The sequence below is a fragment of the Prochlorococcus sp. MIT 0604 genome, assembly GCF_000757845.1.
GTDB lineage: Bacteria > Cyanobacteriota > Cyanobacteriia > PCC-6307 > Cyanobiaceae > Prochlorococcus_A.
In genome coordinates, this window is record NZ_CP007753.1 from 312,907 (window position 1) to 339,062 (window position 26,156).

At 32.8% G+C, this 26,156-nt stretch carries 29 protein-coding genes and 2 tRNA genes; 10 read left to right on the forward strand and 21 right to left on the reverse strand.

What is annotated here, in order from left to right; all coding sequences use genetic code 11:
• The first annotated feature begins 9 nt into the window (after positions 1-9).
• Complete coding sequence (locus EW14_RS01670) at positions 10-207, forward strand: photosystem II reaction center protein J (protein ID WP_011375864.1); 198 nt, start codon at positions 10-12, stop codon at positions 205-207.
• A 43-nt stretch (positions 208-250) separates the two neighbouring features.
• On the opposite strand, the gene mtnP is transcribed toward EW14_RS01670, so the two are convergent.
• A complete protein-coding gene (gene mtnP, locus EW14_RS01675) occupies positions 251-1,144 on the reverse strand; it encodes an S-methyl-5'-thioadenosine phosphorylase (RefSeq protein ID WP_042849795.1) in 894 nt (297 codons plus the stop codon).
• 10 nt (positions 1,145-1,154) lie between these two features.
• Here mtnP and EW14_RS01680 point away from each other — a divergent pair, with 10 nt between their 5' ends.
• On the forward strand, positions 1,155-3,326 hold the full coding sequence (locus tag EW14_RS01680; RefSeq protein ID WP_042849796.1) for a selenide, water dikinase: 2,172 nt from the start codon (positions 1,155-1,157) through the stop codon (positions 3,324-3,326).
• On the opposite strand, the gene EW14_RS01685 is transcribed toward EW14_RS01680, so the two are convergent.
• The 3 genes from EW14_RS01685 to EW14_RS01695 are packed head-to-tail and all read right to left on the reverse strand — an operon-like array spanning position 3,327 to position 7,217.
• Positions 3,327-4,574 (reverse strand): CCA tRNA nucleotidyltransferase, encoded by a 1,248-nt coding sequence (locus EW14_RS01685; RefSeq protein ID WP_042849797.1) that lies wholly within the window; start codon positions 4,572-4,574, stop codon positions 3,327-3,329. It lies immediately after the preceding gene.
• Positions 4,575-4,579: 5 nt separating this feature from the next.
• On the reverse strand, positions 4,580-6,988 hold the full coding sequence (locus tag EW14_RS01690) for a UvrD-helicase domain-containing protein (RefSeq protein ID WP_042849798.1): 2,409 nt from the start codon (positions 6,986-6,988) through the stop codon (positions 4,580-4,582).
• Positions 6,989-7,010: 22 nt separating this feature from the next.
• Positions 7,011-7,217: a hypothetical protein gene (locus EW14_RS01695; RefSeq protein ID WP_025955192.1), complete on the reverse strand. Its 207-nt coding sequence runs from the start codon at positions 7,215-7,217 to the stop codon at positions 7,011-7,013.
• 179 nt (positions 7,218-7,396) lie between these two features.
• On the opposite strand from EW14_RS01695, the gene EW14_RS01700 reads away from it, so the two are divergent.
• A complete protein-coding gene (locus EW14_RS01700) occupies positions 7,397-7,909 on the forward strand; it encodes an R-phycoerythrin subunit beta (RefSeq protein WP_042849801.1) in 513 nt (170 codons plus the stop codon).
• Here the strand turns inward: EW14_RS01700 and EW14_RS01705 are convergent.
• The 3 genes from EW14_RS01705 to EW14_RS01715 all read right to left on the reverse strand — a co-directional run bounded on the left by EW14_RS01705 (position 7,893) and on the right by EW14_RS01715 (position 9,351).
• The gene (locus EW14_RS01705; RefSeq protein ID WP_042849802.1) at positions 7,893-8,444 is read right to left on the reverse strand and encodes a phycobiliprotein lyase; all 552 of its coding nucleotides are present in this window, start codon (positions 8,442-8,444) and stop codon (positions 7,893-7,895) included. The two genes, EW14_RS01700 and EW14_RS01705, sit on opposite strands and share 17 nt — an antisense overlap.
• Positions 8,419-8,598, reverse strand: a complete 180-nt coding sequence (locus tag EW14_RS01710; protein ID WP_042849803.1) for a hypothetical protein — start codon at positions 8,596-8,598, stop codon at positions 8,419-8,421. Before EW14_RS01710 ends, EW14_RS01705 begins: the two co-directional genes overlap by 26 nt.
• Before the next feature lie 117 nt (positions 8,599-8,715).
• Entirely contained in the window at positions 8,716-9,351 is a 636-nt protein-coding gene (locus EW14_RS01715) for a TVP38/TMEM64 family protein (RefSeq protein ID WP_025880420.1), read from the reverse strand.
• 146 nt (positions 9,352-9,497) lie between these two features.
• Between EW14_RS01715 and EW14_RS01720 the strand changes: the two genes are divergently transcribed.
• On the forward strand, positions 9,498-9,917 hold the full coding sequence (locus EW14_RS01720) for a hypothetical protein (RefSeq protein ID WP_042849804.1): 420 nt from the start codon (positions 9,498-9,500) through the stop codon (positions 9,915-9,917).
• A gap of 90 nt (positions 9,918-10,007) precedes the next feature.
• Here EW14_RS01720 and EW14_RS01725 read toward each other — a convergent pair.
• The 7 genes from EW14_RS01725 to psbB all read right to left on the reverse strand — a co-directional run bounded on the left by EW14_RS01725 (position 10,008) and on the right by psbB (position 16,210).
• Positions 10,008-10,080 (reverse strand) — tRNA-Phe (locus EW14_RS01725).
• A 90-nt stretch (positions 10,081-10,170) separates the two neighbouring features.
• The gene (locus EW14_RS01730; protein WP_042849805.1) at positions 10,171-11,400 is read right to left on the reverse strand and encodes an FGGY-family carbohydrate kinase; all 1,230 of its coding nucleotides are present in this window, start codon (positions 11,398-11,400) and stop codon (positions 10,171-10,173) included.
• A gap of 14 nt (positions 11,401-11,414) precedes the next feature.
• Positions 11,415-12,653 (reverse strand): methionine adenosyltransferase, encoded by a 1,239-nt coding sequence (gene metK / locus EW14_RS01735; RefSeq protein WP_042849806.1) that lies wholly within the window; start codon positions 12,651-12,653, stop codon positions 11,415-11,417.
• 134 nt (positions 12,654-12,787) lie between these two features.
• Positions 12,788-13,879, reverse strand: a complete 1,092-nt coding sequence (locus tag EW14_RS01740) for a 30S ribosomal protein S1 (RefSeq protein ID WP_042849807.1) — start codon at positions 13,877-13,879, stop codon at positions 12,788-12,790.
• A 109-nt stretch (positions 13,880-13,988) separates the two neighbouring features.
• Positions 13,989-14,468: a transcriptional regulator NrdR gene (gene nrdR, locus EW14_RS01745; protein ID WP_025922898.1), complete on the reverse strand. Its 480-nt coding sequence runs from the start codon at positions 14,466-14,468 to the stop codon at positions 13,989-13,991.
• A gap of 96 nt (positions 14,469-14,564) precedes the next feature.
• The gene (locus tag EW14_RS01750) at positions 14,565-14,663 is read right to left on the reverse strand and encodes a photosystem II reaction center protein T (RefSeq protein ID WP_032527597.1); all 99 of its coding nucleotides are present in this window, start codon (positions 14,661-14,663) and stop codon (positions 14,565-14,567) included.
• 23 nt (positions 14,664-14,686) lie between these two features.
• Entirely contained in the window at positions 14,687-16,210 is a 1,524-nt protein-coding gene (psbB, locus tag EW14_RS01755) for a photosystem II chlorophyll-binding protein CP47 (protein WP_042849808.1), read from the reverse strand.
• 222 nt (positions 16,211-16,432) lie between these two features.
• Here psbB and EW14_RS01760 point away from each other — a divergent pair, with 222 nt between their 5' ends.
• From EW14_RS01760 to EW14_RS01775, 4 genes are all read left to right on the forward strand, one after another.
• Complete coding sequence (locus EW14_RS01760; protein ID WP_042849811.1) at positions 16,433-16,795, forward strand: 2Fe-2S iron-sulfur cluster-binding protein; 363 nt, start codon at positions 16,433-16,435, stop codon at positions 16,793-16,795.
• A 102-nt stretch (positions 16,796-16,897) separates the two neighbouring features.
• Positions 16,898-17,050 carry a photosystem II reaction center protein PsbM gene (gene psbM / locus EW14_RS01765; protein ID WP_042849813.1) on the forward strand — a complete coding sequence of 51 codons (153 nt, stop codon included), beginning with the start codon at positions 16,898-16,900 and terminating at the stop codon, positions 17,048-17,050.
• A gap of 11 nt (positions 17,051-17,061) precedes the next feature.
• Positions 17,062-17,931: a peptide chain release factor N(5)-glutamine methyltransferase gene (gene prmC, locus EW14_RS01770; protein ID WP_042849814.1), complete on the forward strand. Its 870-nt coding sequence runs from the start codon at positions 17,062-17,064 to the stop codon at positions 17,929-17,931.
• A 22-nt stretch (positions 17,932-17,953) separates the two neighbouring features.
• Positions 17,954-18,535 (forward strand): L-threonylcarbamoyladenylate synthase, encoded by a 582-nt coding sequence (locus EW14_RS01775; RefSeq protein WP_042851278.1) that lies wholly within the window; start codon positions 17,954-17,956, stop codon positions 18,533-18,535.
• Between the two features lie 178 nt (positions 18,536-18,713).
• Here the strand turns inward: EW14_RS01775 and EW14_RS01780 are convergent.
• The 6 genes from EW14_RS01780 to ctpZ all read right to left on the reverse strand — a co-directional run bounded on the left by EW14_RS01780 (position 18,714) and on the right by ctpZ (position 23,367).
• Positions 18,714-18,785 (reverse strand) — tRNA-Thr (locus tag EW14_RS01780).
• Positions 18,786-18,850: 65 nt separating this feature from the next.
• On the reverse strand, positions 18,851-19,186 hold the full coding sequence (gene minE / locus EW14_RS01785) for a cell division topological specificity factor MinE (protein ID WP_042849815.1): 336 nt from the start codon (positions 19,184-19,186) through the stop codon (positions 18,851-18,853).
• 1 nt (position 19,187) lies between these two features.
• Positions 19,188-20,003: a septum site-determining protein MinD gene (gene minD, locus EW14_RS01790; protein WP_042849816.1), complete on the reverse strand. Its 816-nt coding sequence runs from the start codon at positions 20,001-20,003 to the stop codon at positions 19,188-19,190.
• A 111-nt stretch (positions 20,004-20,114) separates the two neighbouring features.
• Complete coding sequence (locus EW14_RS01795; protein ID WP_042849817.1) at positions 20,115-20,777, reverse strand: septum site-determining protein MinC; 663 nt, start codon at positions 20,775-20,777, stop codon at positions 20,115-20,117.
• Positions 20,778-20,787: 10 nt separating this feature from the next.
• Positions 20,788-22,044, reverse strand: a complete 1,257-nt coding sequence (locus EW14_RS01800) for an HD domain-containing protein (RefSeq protein ID WP_042851279.1) — start codon at positions 22,042-22,044, stop codon at positions 20,788-20,790.
• A 27-nt stretch (positions 22,045-22,071) separates the two neighbouring features.
• Positions 22,072-23,367, reverse strand: a complete 1,296-nt coding sequence (gene ctpZ, locus EW14_RS01805; protein WP_042849818.1) for a carboxyl-terminal processing protease CtpZ — start codon at positions 23,365-23,367, stop codon at positions 22,072-22,074.
• Positions 23,368-23,438: 71 nt separating this feature from the next.
• Between ctpZ and petB the strand changes: the two genes are divergently transcribed.
• Together petB and petD are read left to right on the forward strand one after the other, a co-directional pair.
• Complete coding sequence (gene petB / locus EW14_RS01810) at positions 23,439-24,095, forward strand: cytochrome b6 (RefSeq protein ID WP_012007118.1); 657 nt, start codon at positions 23,439-23,441, stop codon at positions 24,093-24,095.
• A gap of 33 nt (positions 24,096-24,128) precedes the next feature.
• Entirely contained in the window at positions 24,129-24,611 is a 483-nt protein-coding gene (gene petD / locus EW14_RS01815) for a cytochrome b6-f complex subunit IV (RefSeq protein WP_002808353.1), read from the forward strand.
• A gap of 2 nt (positions 24,612-24,613) precedes the next feature.
• Here the strand turns inward: petD and EW14_RS01820 are convergent, their stop codons facing one another.
• A complete protein-coding gene (locus EW14_RS01820) occupies positions 24,614-26,053 on the reverse strand; it encodes a glycoside hydrolase 100 family protein (protein WP_011817813.1) in 1,440 nt (479 codons plus the stop codon).
• Positions 26,054-26,156: the final 103 nt, after the last annotated feature.

The following is a 26,156-nucleotide window of genomic DNA, read 5'->3' on the forward strand; positions in this document are numbered from 1 at the left end:
ATTAAAATCATGAGTAAATTAAAAGGACCTGATGGAAGAATTCCAGATAGACTTCCCGACGGTAGACCAGCAGTTGCATGGGAAAGAAGATGGACTGAAGGAACTCTTCCTTTATGGCTTGTTGCTACAGCAGGTGGAATTGCAGTTATCTTCGTTTTAGGAATATTCTTCTATGGTTCATACCAAGGAGTAGGAGCTGGAGGCTAACAAATCCTCACCCTGTCCTGATAATCACTAATATCAAAAAAGTCTAATAAGAATCAGTAAATATCCTTAGTTTCTCTTTTGTAGAGCTTGGGATATTTTCTTTTTGGGTTATCAATCCATCTTTTAATGAAAAATGAGATTTACTTTTTGGTCTTTCTTTTTCAATTAATTTAGCTACTTCAAATATTATTTTATTGGCCACTTCAGTATTTGATCTAAGATTATCTAAAACCATCTCTACAGAAACTTCTTGATGAGTTTGATGCCAGCAATCATAATCAGTAACCATAGATAATGAGGCGTAAGCTATTTCAGCTTCTTTCGCTAATCTTGCTTCTGTGTGGTTCGTCATTCCAATTATTGAACATCCCCAACTCCTATATAAATTAGATTCTGCTCTAGTTGAGAAAGCGGGCCCCTCCATGGCTAGATAGGTACCCCCTCTATGCAATTGTCTACCGCCAGGAATATTTTTTTCTCCGATTTCACTTAATATACGTGATAAATTTGTGCAGAAGGGATCTCCCATAGTTACGTGAGCAACAGCTCCCTCTTTAAAAAAGGTTGCAGGTCTATTTTTTGTCCGGTCTATAAATTGATCTGGAACCACTATATCAAGTGGCCTTATCTGTTCTTGTAATGAACCAACCGCTGATGGAGCAATAATCCATCTTACTCCTATTGATCTTAGAGCCCAAATATTAGCTTTGTAAGGAATTTCAGAAGGATTTAAACTATGTGTTCTGCCATGTCTAGGAATGAATGCTATCTCTAGGTTTCCAAGTTTATATACTTTAATTGAATCAGAGGGTTTACCATAGGGGGTATTGATTTCAAGTTCTCTTGAGTACTCTATTTGATCCATTGAATAAAATCCACTTCCACCAATCACTCCTAATCTTGATTTTTCAATTGGTAATAAATGTTCTTTATTCATAATGAAGTAAATGACTTTTAATCATCTGGTACTAATTGGAGGAGGACACTCAAATGTTTCTTTACTGAAGAAATGGTTGATGTTTCCGAAATTAATGCCAGAAATTCCTGTTTCAATTATATCTAGAGATTCTCATTTGGTTTATTCGGCGATATTCCCATCGGTGATTTCAAAATCAATCACTTTAGAAGAGAGTTTAATTGATATAAAATCTTTAGCAAAAAATGCAAAGGTATCTTTTATAGAAGAAGAAGTAAAGGATATTGATTTCAATTTAAAGAAAATTGTTTTAAGTAATAGACCTTCAGTTAATTATTCGAAGTTGGTGCTTAATTATGGAAGTCAAACAATAATTCCAAAAGAATTTGAATTATTAGTTAAAAATCGAAATGCTTTTACAATTAAACCTTTTTTGAGGGCTTATGAATTAATAAAAAAAGAGGACATTTTTGATTCAATTAATGAACTTCCATTTGTAATAGTTGGGAGTGGTCTTGCTGCAATTGAATTATCATATGCTTTGAGAAAAAGATGGAGAAATAGATCTTTAAAATTATTATGTGATTCTAGAAAAATTAATAATACAATTCTTAAAAGTTTACGGAATTTCAATATTGATTTAGTTGAAAAACTTAATTTTGATTATGGCAAGATTCTTTTGTGTACTGGAAATACATCTCCGTTATGGGCACAAAAAAAATTATTAGATTCGGATTCTGATGGCAGAATAATCACTAATCAGAATTTGCAGATAAAAAGTTTCTCTGGAATCTTTGCTGTCGGTGATTGCGCAGTTGTATGCTCATCAAAAAGACCAGCATCGGGAGTTTTTGCAGTAAAAGTTGTAAATACATTAGTCCAAAATCTAAAAAAAGATATAGAAGGGAGATCATTACAAAAGTGGTTTCCTCAAAAGATTGGATTGCAAATAGTAAATATATTTCCAAGTCATCATTCAAAGGCTTTTGCTATTTATCGCAATTTTGTTTTTGGCCCTTCTTTTCTTTTTTGGATTTTAAAGTATAAGATTGATCTCAACTTTATTAATAAGTTCAGATCAAAAAGGCTAGTTATGAAAAGTAGTGAAAAAAATATTTCATTGAATGATTGCAGAGGATGTGCAGCTAAAATTCCTCAGTTTGTTTTGAATAAATCATTAATAAATTCTAATTTAAATTCTTTTGCCTCATCACCTGAAGATTCAGTTGAGATATATCAAAATGGTCAAGATATTATCTTGCAAAGTGTAGATGGATTTCCTGCTTTGGTAAGTGATCCTTGGCTTAATGCAAAAATTACTACTTTGCATGCTTGCTCAGATTTATGGGCATGCGGAGCGAAACTTTCATCCGCGCAGGCTTTAATTTCATTACCAAAAGTTGAAAGGGAATTTCAGAGTTACCTCTTTTCTCAATCACTTCAAGGTATAAAATCAACAGTTAAGGATCATGAAGGTGAATTACTTGGAGGCCATACTTTCGAGGCAAGAAGTTTAGTAAATAAACCTTATTCATTAGGAATAGATATTTCTTTAACAGTTCAAGGTATCTTAAAAAATGGAGCAAAACCATGGCTTAAATCTAGAATGAATATTGGAGATATTCTCATGATGTCTAGACCTCTGGGCATTGGGATTTACTTTGCCGGTCAAATGCAAAATATTAATATGCTAGGTAGTTCTTCTGAAATAATTAATAATTTAGTAAAGAGTCAGCAATATTTGATTGATGAAATTTATCTTTTTCAAAATCAATTTAAAGAATCATTAGTCAATGCTGCCACTGATATTACTGGGTATGGATTTATTGGACATCTTAAAGAAATGATTGAATCATCTAATTTATATAGACAAAGAAATAATCTTGAGCCACTAAAAGTTTTATTAGATTTATTTGCATTTAAAGCTTATCCTGGAGTATTTGATTTAATAAGAAAAGATGTTAAGAGCACTTTGTTTGAATCTAATAAAGAAATTTTTGACAAAATTTATAAAGTAAATAAGCAAAAAAGAATTATTAATTTTTTAAACGAAAATTCATTAGATCAAGAGACTTTTAACGAGAGAATATCATTACTATTAGATCCTCAAACATGTGGACCCTTGTTGATTAGTTGCAATCGTAAATATGAAAATGTTCTAAAGGATAAATGGTACAAAGTTGGAGAAGTTGTAGAAATGTAATTATTTTCTATTTAATTTGTCAATTTCCAAATATCTTAATCTTTTGATTTCCTTTCCCATCTCCTTCCCTGGATCCCATCCTTCTTTTTTTAATGTTTCCCCATCTTTTTTTGATTTTATGAATTTGTAAATAAATAACCACTTAAACAATTTATGCCAGTAAGGTCCTCCATCACAAATAAGTAATTTGACTGTCTCATCATTAAGGTTTCTGTCCTCAATAAATTCTGTCCAACTTGATGGAGAAAAATGATTGAAATTTTTTTGATTTGTATTTAATATCTTTTTGATATTTAAATAATCTTCTAATATTTTTATCTCACTATTATTTACCAAAAATCTTTGACATGCTTTTTCTAAATCTTCTGAATCTTTTAATAAGTAAAGCATATGATTTCCCTTTAACTTCTTAATCCAATTTAGTCCTCTTAAAAAACTTTTATCGACTTTAATATTTTCATCTAAGATTGAGATGATTTCCCATTTATGAATTATCGAAATTACATTAGTCAAATTATCGTGTTTGCATATTTCAGCTAGTTCCATCCTTATTCGTATGCCTAGTGCAGGAGGGTAAATCATTTTCTGATGAGTTTCTGAACTTTTCCATGGCCATTGTCTAACTGTTTCTTGAGATTGTTTAAGGGAATTATTTGAAATATTGAAATCTAACCTTGAAGCATATTTTGCACATCTAATTAATCTACTTGGATCATCTGAAATACTATTACTGTGAAGTAAGGTTAATCTTTTACTTTTTATATCAGAAATTCCACCATAAAGATCATAGATTTTCCTTGTCGAGACCTCGAAAGCTATTGAATTTATCGTGAAATCTCTCCTCTTAAGATCCTCTTCAATAGTACTTTTATTTACTGTGGGATTTAAGCCAGGAGCAGAATAAATTTCTTTTCTTGCAGAAGCAATATCAATTTTATAGTCATTAATATTTATTTCTACTGTGTTGTATAGATTAAATTCCTTGATTAAACATAAATCAACATTTAGGATATTTTTTTTGATAAATTTTGCCAGAGAAAGAGAGGATCCTTCAATAACAAGATCAATATCTACAGGTTTAGAAAACGATTTTTTGTGGAATTTACTAATTAATAAATCTCTTAAATAACCGCCAACAAAAGCTACTTTAGTATTGTTATTAGATTCTATGTATTTAACAATTAGGTTATATAGATTAAATGGAGTTTTGATTAATTCCCCTTGAATGTAATCAGAGATATCGTTCATGAGTTTTAACTTACATAACGAATTGGAGCTAATCTGGGATCTAGAATTTTACTTCCTTTATCACCAAATTTTACTGCTAAAGATATTTTTTCCCCACTCCCAAAAATATGTATGATTTCACCTTTCCCAAACTTTGAGTGAATTAGCTTATCTCCAACTATCCAGCTTTTTCCTTTACTAGGACCTGAATATAATTTCCTTACTGCATTTATTGGTTTGTTAACAAATTCATTTGGATTGTTTCGATCAACTCTGGTTAAACGATCAAGATGCCAATCTCTTCTAATTGAAGCACCACCAGTTTGTGGTAATTCGCCATCCATTAAATCTTCAGGTATTTCTGAAAGAAATATTGAAGGAATTGTTGCTTCACGCATTCCACCCCATAATCTTCTTTCTCTGGCATGACTTAAGAAAACTCTATCTTTAGCTCTAGTAATACCTACATAGCATAATCTTCTTTCCTCTTCAAGAAGTGAGGGAGTATCTATTGATCTATGGCTAGGGAAGAGACCTTGTTCTAGACCTGTGATAAAAACATTTTGAAATTCTAAACCTTTACTATTATGCAGAGTCATGAGAGTTACAGAGTTAGGATTATTTTTCTTCGTATCATTATCAGTTGTTAAGGCTGCTGTAGAAAGAAATCCCTCTACATCTCCACTTTCTGTTTCTTCTTCATATTGAGTAGCTGCATTAATTAGTTCTTGTAAGTTATTTCTTCTATCTTCAGATTCTTCAGTCCCACTGGATAGCAAGTCACTTAAATAACCACTTTTTTCTAATATAAGTTGTAGTAGTTGAGCGGGACCAGAATTTTCTAGGTAACACAGTAGATCATTCATAATTTCAGTAAATTTATTAATTCCTTTTGATGATCGGCCTATTGTTTCTTCAAGACTTTGCTTATCATTAAGAACCTCCCATAATGGGATATTTAACCTATTAGATAGTTCATTCAGTTTTTGAATAGTAGTCTTACCAATCCCTCTTCTAGGAACATTTATGATGCGTAAAAGACTAACGTTATCTGAAGAATTAACCAAGACTTTCAAATATGCTATTGCATCTTTAATTTCTCTTCTATCATAAAAACGCAATCCTCCAAAAATTGTATAAGGAATGCGCCACCTTACAAGAGATTCTTCTAATACTCTCGACTGAGCTCTGGTTCGATATAAAATTGCAAAATTTTTCCAAATTGGGTTTTGATTATAGTTATTGAGTGATTTTATTTTATTGGTAATTGCTTCTGCCTCGGAAATTTCATCATCACAGCTGAGTAACGTTAAAAGTTCCCCTTTTTCTTTTGTAGCCTTTAAAACTTTGTCAATTCTTTCAGAGTTGTTTTCAATTAATGAGTTTGCAGCATCAAGGATATTGGAAGATGACCTATAATTTTCTTCTAATTTAATTAAAGATGATTTTCTATCGTCGTTGATTGATGTTTTAAAATCTTCTTGAAAACCAATTAAAATTCTGAAGTCAGCTGCTCTGAAACTATAAATACTTTGATCAGCATCCCCAACTACAAAAATTGACCGATCTTCCCAATTGAAGAATTTTTTTGGTTCAGTATTCCCAGCCGTAATTAATTTTATAAGTTCATATTGTGTTCTATTTGTATCCTGATATTCGTCAACTAAAATATGTTTAAATCTTTTGTGCCAGTAATCTCTGACTATATCATTTTGTCTCAATAAGAAAACGGGCAAAAGCAGAAGATCATCAAAGTCTAAAGAATTATTTTTTGAGAGCGAAATCCTATATCTCTTGTAGGCTTCTGCAACTGTTTTATCAAAATTATTTTCTGCTTTTTCTAAAAGATCATTAGAAGTTAAGCATTGATTTTTAGCATTACTTATTAATCTTTTAATCTTTTTGGGATCATATCTTTTTGGGTCAAGATTCATATCTTGACTGATAATTTCTTTTACTAATGTTTGAGAATCTGTTTCATCATAAATTGAAAATTGTCTTGTCCATTTTAGGCCTTCCGGATCAGTATATTTTTCAATATCATATCTCAGAAGTCTTGAAAATAAGGAATGGAAAGTACCGATCCAAAGGTTCTGAAGCCTCTCTTGGTGAACGTTTGCTCTTAATTGATTTTGATCAATTTCTTTGAGAGTTGTCCAAGGCTGACCAAATTGATTAGAAGCTAATTCTTGGGCTAAAAGAACCTCTAATCTTGCTTTCATTTCTTTAGCAGCTTTGTTAGTGAAAGTGACAGCGAGAATGTTGTACGGATCTATAGAGTTATTTTCAATAAGGTTTGCAATTCTGTGAGTAAGAGCCTTAGTTTTTCCGCTACCTGCACCTGCTACAACTAATAGTGGTCCATAAACATGTTTTACTGCTTGAAGTTGTTGATTGTTTAGGGACTTAAAAAGGAAATTGTTGGTTTGAGGCACTTTTGGAAGGGTTTTTCAAAAATCAGACTTTACTATGAGATTCAGATTCCGTTTCTAGATCTTCTAACGCTTTTTTTAAATTTATAAGTTCATTATTGTTATTAATTATTTCTTCAAATTTATTTTGAGGCATCTTTAATTTCATACTTCTGTCTAGGATTTCTTTTTCCAATCTCTTTTTATATGAGGAAATAAGTTTCTTTGATAATTTTAAATCCTGTTGATCCAAAACTTTTTTTAAAAATGTAGTTACATATTAGCGGAAAAAAATTTTTTATTTGAATTATTTCAACTATCACTTTGGAATGAAGTTATTAATTAAAAAGCGTTGCGTTAAGTTTGAAAATGTATTGTTTTTACTAGCTTTGTATTATTCTTAAGGTCTGTCTTTAAATTTTTACTTCAGGAATGTCAGTTTCAAAGAATAATCAACTATTGTCAGCCGATAAGAAATTAAATGATTTAAGCAATATAAAAGAATTTATTAATATTGCAAACTCAAGATTAGATGCAATAACCTCAATAACCAATAATTCACATGCAATTGCAGCAGATGCTGTAACAGCAATGATTTGCGAAAATCAAGATTCACTTAATTCAAAAATATCTTTAAATACAACTAACAAGATGTCCGTTTGTTTAAGAGATGGAGAAATAATCCTAAGGATTGTTGCTTATCTTTTAATTTCTAATGACGAATCAGTTTTAGAAAAAAGTTGTTTGAAAGATCTTAAAAATACTTATCTTGCTCTTGGGGTACCTTTAAGAAATGCAAGAAGGGTTTTTCAATTAATGCGAGATGCAACAATCTCTGATTTGAATTCAACAGTACATAATATGCCTGGAAATAAAGGCTTTCTTCCTAAATTAATATCTGAAACAGAGTTTCAATTTGAAAGGATAATTAATCTTTTAAACTAGCTAAATTCCTTATCTCTGAAGTATGAGAAGTCTGTATAACTGAGTTATTTTCCAGATTTCTTATAGTAGAAAATCTGGATCTTACATGAGTGGATAAAAAGGAAATTCTTTCTTCGGAAACTGTTGATTTATAAATAGTTTTAATGTGTAAATTATTTTGTTCATCAACAAAATAATTTGATGATGAAATAAAGGATTCTGTATAACCTTTATTTCTTAAAACAATTCCTGAATTTTCATCTTTGGGTAAAAAAATCAGAATAGTTTCATCTCCCTCACTGATATCATCATTGTCCCAATCACTAATAGCTTGCCAGTTTATAGAAATGGCTATGCTCTCAAGGTTTAAACTAAATTTATAATTTTTAAAAACTTCAACGACTTTTTTATTTTTTTTCTTGATGTGTTTTATGTATATTTTACTAGTTGAGTTTTCAAATTCCTGAAAAGCTAAAGTGTGAGTACTTCTAATAGATTTCCACTCTCCTATACTTTTATCAATGAATTGATTAATTATTGTTAGATTCTTCGTCAAGTTTATCTTCTACGGAATGATTTTCTGCTTTTTGTATCATTCTTACCATTGAATCCACCATTAATCTCTTTGCAGAAGTTACTTTTATTCCAGAAGGAGTAGTTGATATTTGTTCTCCAGGGCGATCATATGAAGTTGGTCTAAATGGAGTCATCTAATAACTTTAAAAATTAATCGATTTCTATTCTTGCATGAATCATTATTTATATAGTTATTGTTTGCGAAAATGTCATATCTTTCTTCTTTGATAACAGAATTATCAACTGTTTTGTTATTTAGGCATTTTATTTTTTGCTAATCCTGAAATAGTCGCTAAAGCAAACATTCCCAATAGAGCAATCCCTAGAAATAATCCTGCTCCCTGGCTCACTCCAGCTCCTACTGCTACTAGAATAGAGTCACTGATTAGAAGACTTATTAATAATGCAGGAGTAAATATTTTCCAGCGAGTTCCTCCAATACCAATTGCGTAGCTTAGAAAATCAAAAAGGCCAGTCATTAGTAGACCTGTCATAAGAAAGAAATTTTCTTCTAGCTGGTTTTGATTGAAACTTTCAATTTTTTGCATTGCTTTCGGGCCTACTAAATTACGTACAGGAACCCGACCATAATTTCTTGCGATAAAGAAAGCAGCTTGGCAAAAAACGATATCAGAAAAGATTATTGTCATGTAACCTTTTTGAAATCCTAGTAATGAACCAGCTAGCAGAGAATAAGCTGAACTTGGAAGGGCAGGTAAAATAATACTTACTCCTCTGAGTATGAATATTCCAAAAGGAGCCCAAATCCCCATACTTTCTATTTTGTTCCTTAGAGGTTCAATCCCATAATTTTGGATTAAATAAATCAATACTACAAATATTGCTATAAAAAAAACTACTGAGAGAAATTTCTGTATTTTATTCATTATTTTTCTAATAAATTTATTGGAAGTAAATTCTTAATTTAATATTTGATTCTATCTATAATAGAAATACTAATCAATAAAAATTTTTACAAATTTTTAATCTTATATTTCCTACTAATAAAAAAATTTGTATTCCATAAGTAGTCATGATTAATTCTAAGAAAAAAGTTAATTCAATATTTTTTAGAAATATCATTAATTTAGTCCTTTCTACTATCGTTTTCTTTTGTGTTTCAATAAAAAAATCAGAAGCTTTGCCTCATGAATGGGTTGGAGTCCCTAAAAGTGAATACGGAGAGCAGTTATGGGATAGGCAAAGTATAAAAAGGAATGAGGATGGTTCTGTAAGAGTATTGAGTAAATTTATTCCCAAAACAAAAAGTGAAATTACTAAAGATATTCTCTATACAATGGATATAAATTGTTTTGAAAAATCATTTAGAGATGTTGATGTCGCAATAGATGAAGCAAATAGTAATTTCAATGATTTAGCTAATTGGCAAGATCCTAATGGAGATAAACTGATTTTGGGTGTTATTGGTCAAGTCTGCAGAGTCGAAAACTAAAAATTTTAAGTTATAAAAAAAATACAAAAAAATAACGAGTTCTCAATGATTTGAAAGTATAAAACCCCTTCATAGAAGGGGTTTTAAAGGTGCCAGGACCCAGATTTGAACTGGGGACACGGCGATTTTCAGTCGCCTGCTCTACCAACTGAGCTATCCCGGCTCTAACCTATATACTCTAAATTACGATGTGTAGTTTGTGAAACCCTTTTCATTAAAAATTTTATATCTTCATCAAATATCCCAAAAAATATTATTTTGCATTAATCGCTAATAAGGCAGTGCCAAATGAAGTAGTTTTTTTACATGAAACTATTGGTATATTGATAATTTTTTCTCTTATTTGCCTCCATTGTGGGTTTTTTGAACCTCCACCAATAGTAATAATTTTTTTTGGAAGCGAACCTGTTAGTTCACCTAGTTTTTCCCATCCTTTCAGTTCGATCTTGGCTAGCCCCTCGAATAATGCATGTAAATAAAGTGAGTCGCTTACTGGCCTTGGATCAAGTATCGGCTTTAAATTAGCATTGTTAACAGGAAATCTCTCTCCTTTACTATTAAGAGGTAAAAGATTTAAAGAAGTATTTTTTGATGGATTAATTTGCCGACTGAGCTCCTTTATTTCTAAATCAGAAAAGAACTGAGACAAGATACCGCATCCTGAATTTGATGCTCCTCCACATATCCAATCGCCGTTTACTCTATGAATTGTAATTCCTTGTTTTTTTATAGGGTTATCAATAATTTTTTTAACTACAATAGTCGTTCCTAAAACAGTGAGACCATCTTTTTTGCCTAAACCTGCAGCTATTAAACCTGCATTAGAGTCAGTGGTTCCTGAGATTAATATTAATTTTTTATTCAAGTTTAATCTCTCTGCTAAATCAAAATTCACTTGCCCAAGAATTTTTCCACTTTTTATTATTTGCGGTAAGCATTTTTGCCATGAAGTATTGAGATAGCTTTTTGGCCATGATTCTTTTTTTAGATCCCAACCAAGTTTTAGATTATTTCCTTCTTCTCCATGAGTCCAATCTTTTAAAAACCAACCAGTGATCCAATCAGATTGATGACGTAAAAGTATATTTGCCCCATATTTATCTATTAGTTTTAATGCTTTAGCAAGACTACTGTATGGAGTTCGTAGATGATCTTCTCCAGAAGTTAAGGATTCAAGAAGGATCTTATTGTCGCTACATGCTTGGTCATAAGGTATTGCTTCTCCTAAAGGATCTCCTTGAAAATTTGATGCTGTCAAAGTCCCTGACGTGCCTGAGATAGCCAATTTATGAAGGTTAATTTTCACTTCAATAGGTAAACTAGCTAAGAGATTCTCACAAGAATTGATCCAAGAATTTGGATTTTTAAAGCTGTTTGAATAAGGAACTGAATTTGAATATACTAATTTCTTATGAAAGTTAATTATTGATATTCTTGCACCACTGGTTCCAAAATCTAACCCTCCATAAAAATTTTCAGGCATAGAAAAATATTTTGTTAAAAGATCTTGGAAGCCTTTGCTAATTGGGCTGATTTGGCTTCTACATTTTCCCATGGAAGATCAAGATCTCTTCTGCCAAAATGTCCATAGGATGCAGTCTTTCTAAAAAAATTGCCTCCCATTTTTTTTGGTAGATTTCTTAAGTTAAATTCTTTTATTATTGCTGCGGGTCTTAAATCAAAGTGCTCTTTAATTAGCTCAGTCAAATTAGCTTGTGAAATAACACCTGTATCAAAAGTTTCCACGAGAATGGAAATTGGTTTTGCTACTCCAATTGCATAACTTAATTGTACTTCTGCTTTTTTTGCCAATTTCGCCTTAACTATGCTTTTAGCTACATAACGTGCTGCATAAGCGGCTGATCTATCTACTTTTGTGGGATCTTTGCCAGAAAATGCCCCTCCTCCGTGTCTTGCGTATCCACCATAAGTATCTACAATAATTTTTCTGCCAGTGAGCCCCGCATCTCCTTGTGGACCGCCTACGACAAATTTTCCCGTGGGGTTTACTAGAAACCTTGTTTTGCTAATGTTTGGTTTGATTTGTAAATCTTCAGTAGCAGGAATTACAACATGCGTCCATAAATCTTCTTTTATTCTTTGACGAATTTCTTCTTCATTCGTTATTCCATCAATCTCAGGATTATGTTGAGTTGAAATTAAAATCGTATTAATTGAGACTGGTAACCCTTTTTCGTAATCAATGCTTACTTGAGTTTTTCCATCAGGGAGAAGGTAATTAATAACATTTTCATGCCTCACTTTGGCAAGTTGAATGGCTAATCTATGAGCTAGGCTAATCGGTAAGGGCATTAATTCAGGCGTCTCATCGCACGCATAGCCGAACATTATGCCTTGGTCACCAGCTCCGGTATTATTTTCCAAATCATCGTTAACATCATCTGCTTCGTTTACTCCTTGTGAAATATCTGGCGATTGCTCGTCAAGGGCTACTAAAACAGCACAACTATTGGCATCAAACCCACCCGCTCTATAACCTTCATATCCGATTTCTTTAATTACATTTCTAACAAGTTTTATATAATCAACTTTTGCTTTGGAAGTGATTTCTCCAGTAAGTAAACAAAGACCTGTATTAACTACAGTTTCGCATGCAACTCTGCTTTCTGGATCTTCTGTCAACAAAGCATCTAAAACAGCGTCACTAATTTGATCACATATTTTGTCGGGATGACCTTCAGTTACGGATTCAGAAGTGAAAATGAAATCACTCATTAATAAAAATTCAAATTAGACTTTATCCTAAATTAAAATATCGTTACAAATCAATCATTGTAAATTAAAAAATATCCGTAAAAAATAGTTAGGCTTAGGTTCCGCTTATTCTTGCACCAAATAAATAAGCGAATTTATAATTTTTCAGATGAAGATGTCGAGCTCTCTTCGTTATCGTCAGTCTGTTCAAATAACATTTGTTTGTATTTGGCAGCCATTTCTTCAGCTTTATTAAAAACTTTTTGAGGGTCGGTTAGCATATCGCCTGGTTCAGGTTCAAGTGCTTTAGTAGATAATGAAATTCGTCCTCTTTCTGAATCAAGGTCAATTATCATGACTTTCATTTGGTCACTCACATTTAAAACATTATGAGGAGTCTCGATATGTTCATGACTAATCTCAGAAATGTGCAATAGACCACTAACTCCACCAATATCAATAAAGGCTCCATAAGGTTTAATACCTTTTACCGAGCCAACAACAACTTCGCCTACCTCGAGTCGGTTCATTTTTTTCTCTACCAAGGCTCTCCTATGACTTAGTACTAATCTATTTCTCTCTTCATCAACTTCAAGAAATTTTAAAGGTAAATATTCACCTTCTAAGTCATCTTTAATTTTTCGAGCACTTATATGAGAGCCTGGGATAAAACCTCTCAATCCTTCTACTCTGACAAGAGCTCCGCCTCTGTTAGTTGCAAAAACTTCAGAATATATAGTTGCATCTTCTTTTTGAAGTTGTCTAACCCTTTCCCATGCTCTTTGATATTCAATTCTTCTGATGGAGAGGGCTAATTGGCCATCTTCATTTTCTTCACTCATTATAAAAAATTCTCTACTTTCTGAAGGTTGTAAAACTTCAGAAAGTCCCTCAACTCTATTAATTGAAACCTCCTGAACAGGCATAAAAGCAGCGGTTTTTGCCCCTATATCTATCATGGCTCCTTTAGGCTCTAGAGCAAAAACGGTACCCTTAACAAGATCGCCAGGCTTAAAGTTATAGTCATATTTTCCTAAAAGTGATGCAAATTCTTCTTGTGTGAATCCTGCGTTGTCAAAATCCGTATTTGTTCTGCTAGAGGAAGAATCTGCTGAGGGAATTTCGCTCTTCTCGAATGATAAATCTTCCTCATTTTGGGATGCTGAATCATTATTTAATTCAGATGAATTTTTAATTTCCTGTTCTTCAGAAAGTTCTTTAATGGTTTGGGAAGAATTTTCGTTCATTTGTTATGTCGCAGACTACCTAAGGTAGTTAGAAAGGAATGCTATTAGCCTGCAAACCAATAGCAAAAAACATTTGTGTTATGTATTCTACACTTTAAGATGCTGAATTTTATGAAATTGAAGCTAATTGGTTTTTTGAACTTCCTTTTAGAGATTCAAGAGTAGAAATAAAATCTTTTACACCATTAAATTTTCTATAAACTGAGGCATATCTTATATAGGCGACTTCGTTTTCTTTCCTAAGATTTTTAAGGATTAATTCTCCGATTTGTGAAGATTTAATATCTTTATTAGAGTCTTGAACGATTTGTGATTCAATTCCATCTACGAAATTAATAATTGCTTCACTACTGAAGTTAGTTTTTTCGCATGCCCTTGATATGCCAGTAAATAATTTTTGTTTATCAAATAATTCTCTGCCACCGTCTTTCTTTATAACTGAAACTGGCATTGTTTCGACTCTTTCATAAGTTGTAAATCTAAAGCTGCAATTTAAGCACTCTCTTCTTCTTCTAACACTTTTACCACTATCAGCAGATCTTGATTCCAAAACTCTGCTATCTGTGTTTTGACAGGTTGGACACTGCATGTGGTGAAATAAGGTGAACTGTAACTCTAATAGTAGAGTAACATCCTGATTATGAAAAGTAAAAAACCTCTTGTTAAAGAGGTTTTTTTAATAACATCATTTTTTATCGAATTTAGGGGGATCTCTAAAGGCGACAGCAAAGAATAAGGTAACAACTGCGAGAGTTAAAATAAGAACGTAAGCGAAAGCTTCCATAAGATTAAGTAATAAAGTTTAGTTTAAACCCTTCCTGGGATTCTTCTTGTGGATTCGTCACCAAGCTTCTTGAATAAACCAAATTCAACTTGGTCACCAATCTCAGCGTCAATTCCAGCGAAGGAATTTCTGTAAAGAGTTCTTGAAGCGTGCCACCAGTGGCCAAACAAGAATAGCAATCCGAAACATAGATGTGCATATGTAAACCATGCTCTTGGGGAGCTTCGGAATACACCATCAGATTTATAAGTTTCTCTGTCGAACTTGAATGCTTCTCCAAGCTGCGCCTTTCTAGCTAACCTTTTAACTACCGCAGGATCAGTAAATGTTTGTCCATTTAAATCTCCTCCATAGATAGTTGCAGTTATGCCAGTTTGTTCAAATGAATACTTTGCTTCAGCTCTTCTAAATGGAATATCTGCTCTAACGTTACCTTCTTTATCTTCAAGTATAACTGGGAAGTTTTCAAAGAAATTAGGTATTCTTCTAACTTCTAATTCATTACCTTCTTTGTCTTGGAAAGAAATGTGACCTTGCCAACCAGTTGGTAAACCATCACCATTAACAAGAGCTCCAACTCTGAATAATCCCCCTTTAGCAGGACTATTTCCTACGTAATCGTAGAAGGCTAACTTCTCTGGAATTGATGCATATGCCTCAGCTTTGGTGGCACCATCATCAATAGCAGCTTGAACCCTTCTGTTAATTTCAGTTTTGAAATAGCCTGAGTCCCATTGATATCGGGTAGGTCCAAATAACTCAACTGGAGTTGTCGCTGAACCGTACCACATTGTTCCAGAAACAACGAAAGATACAAATAGTACAGCAGCTAGAGCACTAGCAAGAACTCCTTCAAGACTTCCAAGTTTTAATGCTCTATACAGTCTTTCTCCAGGTCTATTGGTTATGTGAAAAATACCTCCAATAATACCCATTAGTCCAGCAGCAATATGATTAGCAACTATTCCTCCAGGATTAAAAGGATTAAATCCTTCTACTCCCCAGGAAGGGGCCACAGGCTCTACATGACCAGTTAAACCATAAGGATCTGAAACCCAAATCCCGACGTTTGCGCAATGAAAAGCTCCAAAACCAAAGCATGTTAGTCCAGCTAGAAGAAGGTGTATTCCGAATATTCTTGGCAAATCAAGAGCAGGCTCGCCAGTTCTTGAATCTTCCCATAGATCCAAATCCCAGTATGTCCAGTGCCAAATAGAGGCGAGCATCAATAGTCCACTAAATACTATGTGTGCCGCTGCAACCCCTTCAAAACTCCAGAATCCAGGATCAACGCCTGTAGCACCCGTAATATCCCATCCGTTCCAACTACTTGTGATGCCTAGTCTTGCCATGAAAGGCATAACGTACATTCCCTGTCTCCACATTGGATTAAGAACAGCATCAGAAGGATCAAAAATGGCTAATTCGTAAAGAGCCATAGAACCGGCCCAGCCGGCTAATAATGCAGTATGCATAAGATGCACAGCAAGTAGTCGACCTGGGTCATTGATGACTACTGTGTGAACTCGATACCAAGGCAATCCCATCGGTTAATTTCTAGTAACTATGCTGAATAAACAGCTAAACATCACGATAGTAAGGGTTTTTTAGTCTTTGAGGGATTTTTGTAAATAAATTTATTTTCTTGCAAAAAATGGGCAAATCGCTTTGCTGAAATGAATTTACAAGGAATTTTATGCTAAAAATTGTTAATATTTTGGTCACAATTCTCAAAGTAAAACGCCAAAATAAGAAAAATAACTAAAAAAATGGCAACTATCAGATTTATCCGTGAGGATTTAGAGGTTCAATGTAATCCTGGTGAGAATTTAAGAGAATTAGTAATGAAAGAGAACTTACAACTTTATGGATTAAAAGGAATTTTAGGAAATTGTGGAGGCGCAGGGCAATGCAGTACTTGTTTTATTTCAGTTGAAGGAGGAAGCAAAAATTCTTTAAGCCCTCTTACATCAGTTGAAGAAGAAAAACTCAAAAATAGACCTGAGAATTGGCGACTTGCATGCCAAACATTAATAAAATCATCTACAGTCATTTTAACGAAACCACAATCTCCACCTTCAAATTTGGAAGAACTTAAAAAAAATAGCGAAAATAAAAAATTACCTCGCTAATTGTTTAAGACTGTTAATTAGTTGATAAAAATTTGTTTATTTTTCCACTTTATTTCAAGTTATATGTCTATAGTCTTAATACCTAATAGAACTGTCATCTAAATGGAAACAACTAATTTCGGATTCGTAGCTAGCCTTTTATTTGTAGGGGTGCCAACAATATTCCTTATAGGTTTATTTATTTCTACTCAAGATGGAGAAAAATCAAGCTTCTACTCAGAATCTGGTAAAGGAAAGCTTGGCCCAAAACGCTAAAGCTTTTATAAATGCTTAGCATTTCTGTAAAAGAATTTTTATTTTGGAAAAAAAAGCAACTTTCTAAGGGGGGAGATCATCAATCTCTATCTCTTTTACTAGATTCTTTAGGCGGTATATCAACTAGTGATCTAAACTCGTTTAATATAAATCCTGAAGGAAACTTATATTTAAAAAAAAACCTAGAATTTTTAGAATCTGTTTGGGATGATCATTTACTAAAATCTTGCCCAATTCAATATCTCTGCGGAATAACTTTTTGGAGAAATTTAAAATTAAAAGTTACAAATAAAGTACTTATTCCCAGACCAGAGACAGAGCTCATAGTAGATATTGTCTTCAATATATTTCGAAGGAAGTCAGAGAAATTATTTTTTGCTGAATTAGGAACTGGATCTGGCGCTATAAGTATTGCGTTGGCATTGGCTTATCCATTGAGCGAAGGAGTGGCAACTGACATAGATCAAGACGCATTAGAAATAGCCATTAAAAATTATATAAATTCTTCTAAACAATCAAATTTGAAATTTTATTGTGGAAATTGGTGGTCACCTCTTGAAACTTTTAAAAGAAAAATAGACCTTGCTATTTCAAACCCGCCATATATTCCTAAAGATACTTATGAAAAATTACCCAAAGAAGTTAAAAATTTCGAACCTAAAGTTGCTTTATTAGGCGGCGAAGATGGTTTAAAACATATTAGGGAAATAATACAAAAAGCACCATTATATTTAAAAGACAAGGGCTGGCTAATTTTGGAGAATCATTTTGATCAAGGTGAAAAAGTAAAACAACTACTTATTAAAAATAAATTTACATCAATAGAAATTGTGAAAGATCTTTCAGGTATTGGTAGGTTTACCATTGGAAGATATAAATAAATTATTATTGGTAATATTCTTAATGAATTTAATAAACTGTAAATCAGCTTTAAATACTCTTCAAAGTGGGTTACCTATAATTTTCCCTACCGACACCTTACCAGCAATTGGATGCTTACCAAAATTTTCAAATATTATTTATGAGTTTAAAAAAAGAGATAGAAACAAACCCTTAATTCTTATGGGATCAGAACATGAACATTTAATTGATTATGTTCATGAATCAGCTAAAGAAGATTATGAAAATATAGCTTCAAAATATTGGCCTGGAGCTCTTACAATTGTTATTCCTGCTTCAGAAAAGCAGACTGTAAACCTAACTAGCAATGATCTTACTATTGGGTTGAGGATTCCAAATTCATATATGGCACAATCTCTTTTAAGAGTTACAGGCCCATTGTTAACTTCAAGTGCAAATATTTCAGGTTTCAAAGGATCAATTACAGCTGAAGGTGTTGGATTAGACTTCCCTTCTGTAGACATTCTGGGGCCTATTCCATGGGAAAAAAGTAGTGAAAAAGCAAGTACTATAATATTCTGGAAGAAACGTGGAGATTGGAGACTGATTAGAGAAGGAGAAGTATTAGTTGGGGAATTGTATTAATGTTTTTATTATTATTTTTTGTTTTATTAATCCAATTTTTAACTTATTGGATATTTGAACCTTTTGCATTTTTTTTAGAGTATGTTCTCGAAATAAAATTGTTTCCTATCATTGCTCTTATGGGTTTAATCTTTTTATTCTCAGCAAATAATATCGAACAGAATTAATTAAATCAAAATGCCGGCTAACAGATTTGAACTGATGACCTTCGCTTTACAAAAGCGCTGCTCTACCGCTGAGCTAAGCCGGCAATCACTTCATCTTACAATTAGGGAGGGTCAATTATCAGTATTTTTTTAGCATTTTTTAAATTTATTACTTTTTGATATCTTTATTAGCTTTATCAGATTTATCAGTTTTTTTGAATTTTATTTCTCCTGAAATGGTTCTTTTTATTGGTAAATTGGCAACTAATGCGGTCATTCTATCCTCAGTCTCTAAACTTACTGCAACCTCTTCAAAATCAATTTCAACATATTTAGCAACAACATCAAGAATCTCTTTCCTCATTTTATCTAAAAGATCAGTTGTTAAGGAACTCATATCAACCCTGTCATGAGCAAGTACAAGTTGTAATCTTTCTCTTGCTGTATTTGCACTAGAAGTTTCTCTGCCTAGTAATTTATTTATAAGATCTCTGAGAGTCATCATTTTAAAAAACCTTTGTTTGCATTAATCTGATGAATTTATCTTTAAGACTTTTGCCTTCTTTTTTGGGATCGATAATTGGTACATCTTTATTTGTAAGTCTTTGAGAAACATTCAAATAACATTTTTTTGCAGGAGATCTTCCATCTGTTAGTGTCAGTGGCTCTCCTCTATTTGTACTTATTATTACCTGTTCATCTTCTAAAACAATACCTAACAAAGGCAAAGAAAGGATTCCTTGAACATCTTCGATAGATAACATTTCTTGACTAGCCATCATGTTTGGGCGAACTCTATTGATTACGAGTTGGATAGGCTCTATATCTGATGTATTAAGAATCCCTATTACTCTATCCGCATCCCGCACTGCGGATAATTCTGGGTTAGTAACAACAATAGCTTCTTTACAGGCTGCAAGAGCATTTTTAAAGCCATCTTCTACACCTGCGGGACAATCTACTAACACAAAATCAAAGTTCTCACTTAGTAGCTCACTAATTTTTTTCATATCCTCGGGCTTCATCCAATCCAACATCCTTGGATCTCCAGCAGGTAGAAGAGCAAGATTAGGTTCTTTTTTATGTCTAACCAATGCTTGGTCAAGACGACAATTCTTATCTAGAACATCTTGAGCCGTATAAATAATGCGATTTTCTAATCCTAGAAGGAGATCTAAATTTCTTAAGCCAAAATCAGCATCTAAAACAGCAGTTGTTGCTCCGCTATTGGCAAGTGCTATCCCTAGGTTTGCAGTTAAAGTTGTTTTACCAACCCCTCCTTTGCCTGAACAAATTAAGATTGTGCGAGTATTTTTCCCCACGATTTTATGGATTTTCCAAATAATAAAGCCACTTGTAGAAAGTTAAATATTTTAAATATTAAGTAATTCTTAAATTTATCTAGTTTGAATTAATTTATTGCAAATGATTGATTAATTTTTACTTTCGATTAGATGTGGTTTGATAATTATCGTTTGTTTATATATGACAGCAATTTCTGGATAACAATTTTTAGGCTTATCCTTTGGCCCAATAGCTATCACATCAGCAATTCTTAACTGTAAAGGGTTTAGATAAAGTGATGCAATAGAGGCATTTTTATTGCCACTTTTCCCTGCGAATGCGATCCCTAGTAATTTGCCCCAAACGTAAATATTTTTATTAGCTGAAACTATTGCTCCTGGATTAACATCTCCAATAATGCATAGGTTTCCATTTGAAGATATTCTTTCACCCGATCGTACTGTTCCTTTGTGAAGAATATCGTCTTTCTTTTGTGAATTGAATAATAGTAACTTATTTTTAATCTCTTGCTCTTTTTTAAAGACTGAATCTATTTTTAAGTACTTTCCACTTAGTATCGTATCTCTATTATTTGAGTAAATGCATAAGGAACAAATATTTATTTTGTCAAAATGATTTTTTAATTTTGATAATTGATGAGAACTTATTGATTCATTGATTGCAATAATTTTTGCTTCTAAAGGCCCCTTGATGGAAGAAAATCTTTTGAAAGTTTCATTGATATTATCTTTATCTAACAAAGAAAAAATTTCTAAATATTTACTTTTAGTGTTTTCTAAAACGATTTCCATTGAATTAAATCTAGGAATTGTTTTTTATTAATGAAATTTCATTTTTTATTTCATTTTTGATCATACCTGGATAAATAATAAAGGAGCTTTCCTCAGATCTCATTAAAGTTTTTATCAATGCAGAACTATTTTCTAATGAGCTTTGATAAGTGCCGTCCCATATTTTTAGTGCATTGTTAGATTCAAAACCTTTAAAAGACCTTTCCTTAATCCCGCAAAATATTTCTGAATCATAACCATTCTTTTCACATAATTTTGTGGCAAATGCAAGGATTTTTAATCTATTTATCTTGCTTAAAAAACTTATATCTGATGCCTTTAATAAGTCTCTATCAATAAACATTTTACATAGTGTAGAAAGTGGCTCAAAAGGTTCATCTTTCCATCTCATCAAATGATAATAAAAGGTTATATCATCATTCCTTATGAAATCATTAAAATCAATCTTTGAAGGTGAAAAAATCCATTTATTTAGAGAATTATCTAACCAAATTTTTTTGTCGTAATTATGTTTTATTGTGTATAAAATTTTCTCCAGAATCCATGTTGATATTTCGTTTATCCTGTGATTGTAGATTGTTCTATACATCAAGTTTCTAAGTACAAGGAAATGCTCAATAGCAATAACTCCTTTTGGTTTGATTCCGATATTCCCATCAGGTGAAAAGGTAAGAGCTGAAATTATTCTCTCTAAATCTACTAAGCCATAATTAGTACCTGTATTGTAACTATCGCGTAAAAGATAATCGAGGCGATCGCAATCTATCTCACTACTTATCAATGTTTTTAGAGGTTTTGAAAATAGTTGTTTTGATTGAAATAATTCACTAATTTTTCTGGGTAATTCGTTGTCATATTTTTTGAGGATTGAATTTATTGGAGAATAATTTTTAACTAAGTTTTCAGACCATTGTTCGTGATCATGCTTGAATATTGTTTCACTGGTATGGCTTAAAGGTCCATGACCTAGATCATGTAGTAGAGCTGCTCCATAAAGAACAAATTTATTTTCACAAAATGAAGATTTACTTTCAATTAATCTCTTATAAATTTTTCTTGCTATACAAAAAACACCAATTGAGTGAGTAAATCTACTCGATTCTGCACCATGAAAAAGTAATGATGCCGCTCCCAGTTGTTTTATTCTTCTCAGTCTTTGAAAAGCAACTGTATCAATTAATTCCATAATCATTAATTCTTCTGGCTTTCCTCCATCAAAAACTATCTCTTTATGAATCGGGTCATGAAAAATTCTTTTAATACTCATATTTTTAGGATTTTTTATTTTCAATCTTTAGCCATTTAAAGATTTGATTTCTTCATTGTTTAATTCAATTGTTTGAACTGAAACTTCTCCTTTTTCTAAAAGCGAACCCAGAAATAATTCTGCATTCCTCACCCATTTATCTTCAGTACTTCCATAATCACTTGCATCCGGCAGATCAAGTAATTTGTCAGGAGTAATACCTTGGCCTTGAATATTATTACCTTTGGGAGTTAAGTAACTAGCCACTGTTATGGCAATACCACTATCTTCTCCCAAGCTTTTTAGGGATTGAATTAAGCCTTTCCCATAAGTTTGTTCGCCCATAAGAATTGATCTCTCATTATCTTTTAAAGAACCAGCAAGTATTTCACTGGCACTTGCAGTACCTTTATTTACTAAAGTCACCATTGGTCCATCAAATGATGTCTCTTTTTGAGAGATAATTGCATCTTTGATTCCATTTCTATCTTTTGTCTCGACTACAGGTTTCTCACTCAATAATGAGTCTGCAACTGCTATACCTGAGCTTACTAGTCCCCCTGAATTATTTCTAAGATCCAGGATTAAGCCCTCAACCTCTTTCTCTTTTAATTCTTGAAGTGCCTCTTCAACTTTTTTGGGTACGCTTTCGCTGAATTGAGTTATCCTTAGGTATCCTATTGTGTGAGAATCGTCTCTTAATCTTTTTGTTCTAACAGGTCTGAGATCGACTGATCTCCTCTCTAGATCGACTTCTCTAATTTCTCCTGATTCCGAAGATACTTCAATTAAAACTTTTGTCCCTGATTCACCTCTTAACTTAGAGGCTGTACTTGCAAGCCCTAATTTTTCTGATGAGATTCCGTCCACTGTCTCTATCAAGTCCCCGCTTACTATTCCAGCTTCTTCAGCTGGTGAACCCCCTAGTGTAGAAATAACTTTAACTTTATTGTCATCATCTTCACCTAATTGAAGCCCAACACCATTAATTTCACTCCCGAAATTACTTGATTTAAGTAGTTCATAATCTTTTGGACGTAAAACTCTCGTGTAGGGATCTTCTAGAGGTCTTAACATGTCTTCAATTGCGGAATAAGCCTCTTCACTTGTTTCAATTTGTTTCTGTAATGTTTTTTGTCTAATTCTTTTCCATTGGATTTCATCAAACTTTTCTGGATCATAAAAACCTTCGTTGACCAAGGTCCAAGCGTCAAGTACTAATTGCCTGCTATCACTGAGAGCATCCACTCTTTCTATCAACAAAATATTTATAGAAATAATGATGATCATTGATGCAGTGATCACAGTTTTGAATGTTAAAAGTTTGTTAAAAGATGAATTCATTGGGTTAAGTGTTAACACCAAGTATAAGAATTTTAAGTAAGCTCTTTATATCAAAGCTAATTTTTTTTTGGATGGCGAATTCTTCATCTGTTTATGACTGGTTTCAAGAAAGGCTTGAAATTCAAGACATAACTGACGACGTAACTTCCAAGTACGTACCCCCTCACGTAAATATTTTCTATTGTTTAGGAGGCATAACTTTAGTATGCTTCCTAATTCAATTTGCAACAGGTTTTGCAATGACTTTTTACTATAAGCCAACAGTTACACAAGCTTATAGTTCAGTCAGTTATCTAATGACCGATGTAAGTTTTGGATGGTTAATTAGATCTGTGCATAGGTGGAGTGCATCAATGATGGTTTTGATGTTAATTCTTCATGTCTTTAGGGTTTACCTTACCGGAGGTTTTAAGAGGCCAAGAGAATTAACTTGGGTTACAGGTGTTGTAATGGCAGTTATAACTGTTGCTTTTGGAGTAACGGGATACTCCCTGCCTTGGGATCAGGTAGGTTATTGGGCAGTTAAGATTGTTTCAGGCGTCCCAGCTGCAATACCAATAATTGGTGACTTTATGGTTGAACTACTTAGAGGTGGAGAAAGTGTTGGACAATCCACTTTAACCAGATTTTACAGTCTCCATACTTTTGTATTGCCATGGTCATTAGCAGTTTTCATGTTGATGCACTTTTTAATGATTCGTAAACAGGGTATTTCAGGTCCTTTATAAACTCTTATACTTAAATTATTATTAGTTTTCCATATGTCTACGTTAAAAAAGCCAGATCTATCTGATCCAAAATTAAGAGCAAAATTAGCTAAAGGTATGGGCCATAATTATTATGGTGAACCAGCTTGGCCAAATGATCTATTATATATCTTCCCGGTAGTTATCTTAGGAACTATTGCCTGTGTAGTTGGTTTAGCAGTTCTTGATCCTGCAATGTTGGGAGACAAAGCTAATCCCTTCGCAACACCCTTGGAAATACTTCCTGAATGGTACCTCTATCCAGTTTTCCAAATACTTAGGGTTGTTCCTAATAAACTTTTGGGTATTGCACTTCAAACATTAATCCCACTCGGATTAATGATTTTACCTTTTATCGAAAACGTTAATAAATTTTCTAATCCATTTAGAAGACCAATAGCAATGTCCGTCTTCTTATTCGGAACTTTTCTAACAATATATCTTGGTATTGGGGCATGTTTACCAATTGATAAATCACTAACCTTAGGCCTATTTTAGACTCAAATTTTAAACATATCTAGATCGTTATATTCATTTCTTAAGAAATGATTCATTAATAAAAATCCAACAATTGTCCAAGTTTGATATGTTCTTGATTGTTGCCCAACCCAAGTACCTGTAGGTCCATCAAAATATTCTGCCCATTCTTGCTTAGGTAATTGATTAAGTTGACACCAGTATGATTCCTCTATTAAAGATTTCATTTCTTCCATAAGAATCACATCGTCAGAACCATAATGTTTTTGATGTAATAAGACAGCTGTACCAAAAAACCAAAGTAAGCTGGGCCAATGACCACCGTTATGGTAACTCCAAGGCCAATTCTTTGGATCAGATCCAGTTTTATTTTGCCATTCTTCAACGTCCATATGAGGATGACAAATTCTCATAGGCATTTGAGCCATCAAATGCTGTCTGTTATGTAAAACTAATCTAAATAAAGCTCTTTGTTCTTCAGGAGGCAGTACTCCGAACATACATGCTAAAGAATTGCCTAAACTGTAAAATCGAAAGTCAGGCCTTCCTGTCCTTATATTTCCAATTAAGTAACCACCTCTATTCTCTAACCAATCTTGTAGCCATGAGGGAACCACTTGAGGTTGAACATTAAATTCATTGAAGTGTTGATCATCTCCATACTGCTCAGTTGGCCTTCTTCTTAAAATTTGCATTGTTTGGCTAGTAACCCAATAATGTTTTAAAAGAAAACTTCCTAAATCCTTAACCCATTGATTTGTAAGAATAAGTCTTTGATCTAGAAGTCTACTAACATGATCCGCTCTACTTAATTCCATTAAGTTAATACAACTTTTTAAACATCCATGAAGTAAAACTTCAACTTCTAGAGGTGCTCCCCATACATCCATAGGTCTATCAATCATAAATGCGCAATCTGGAACAAAAAGTACTGGAGTACCCTCAAATGTTGGATGTAGAACTAGATCTAGTAGAAGTTGAATACCTCTTTGAACGCTTTGACTTTTTCCGAAGGCATAATCACCACTTTTGTTGACATAATACCAACATAAAATGGGCCACCATAAACTTGCATCAGCTGAAGTAATCCTCCCTATTGATCTCTGACCATAGTCTCCAATAAGCTGTCCATTTTCTTCAACGAAACTAGTAGGAAATACGCCACGTGTTTGGTAATTAGAGCTTTGTAACTCAAGGCATACACTTAGGAACTTTTTGACAATTTCGTAACGTTTTTGGGTAATGAGATAAATCATTACGGGAACATTGTCTCTTAAAAATATTTCTCCATAATTTAATTTTTTATTTTTTGTTGGGTGTTCTAGTGCAGCAACGCTTCCCACTAATTCGCCTGATATTTCAACCAAAGTCTTTTCGAAGTGTTTTTTTGCATTTGTTACAATTTTCTCTTCATCAGAACTTGGTCTTACTCTTAAATTTTTTTGACTAAATCTTTCTGCCATTTCATTTATAACCCTTTATTTAAGCCTAGTTGTTTAATGAGACTTTGAACAAATAAAAAATTAATAAAAAAATTTTGTATAAAAGGTTGCACAATTACAGTCG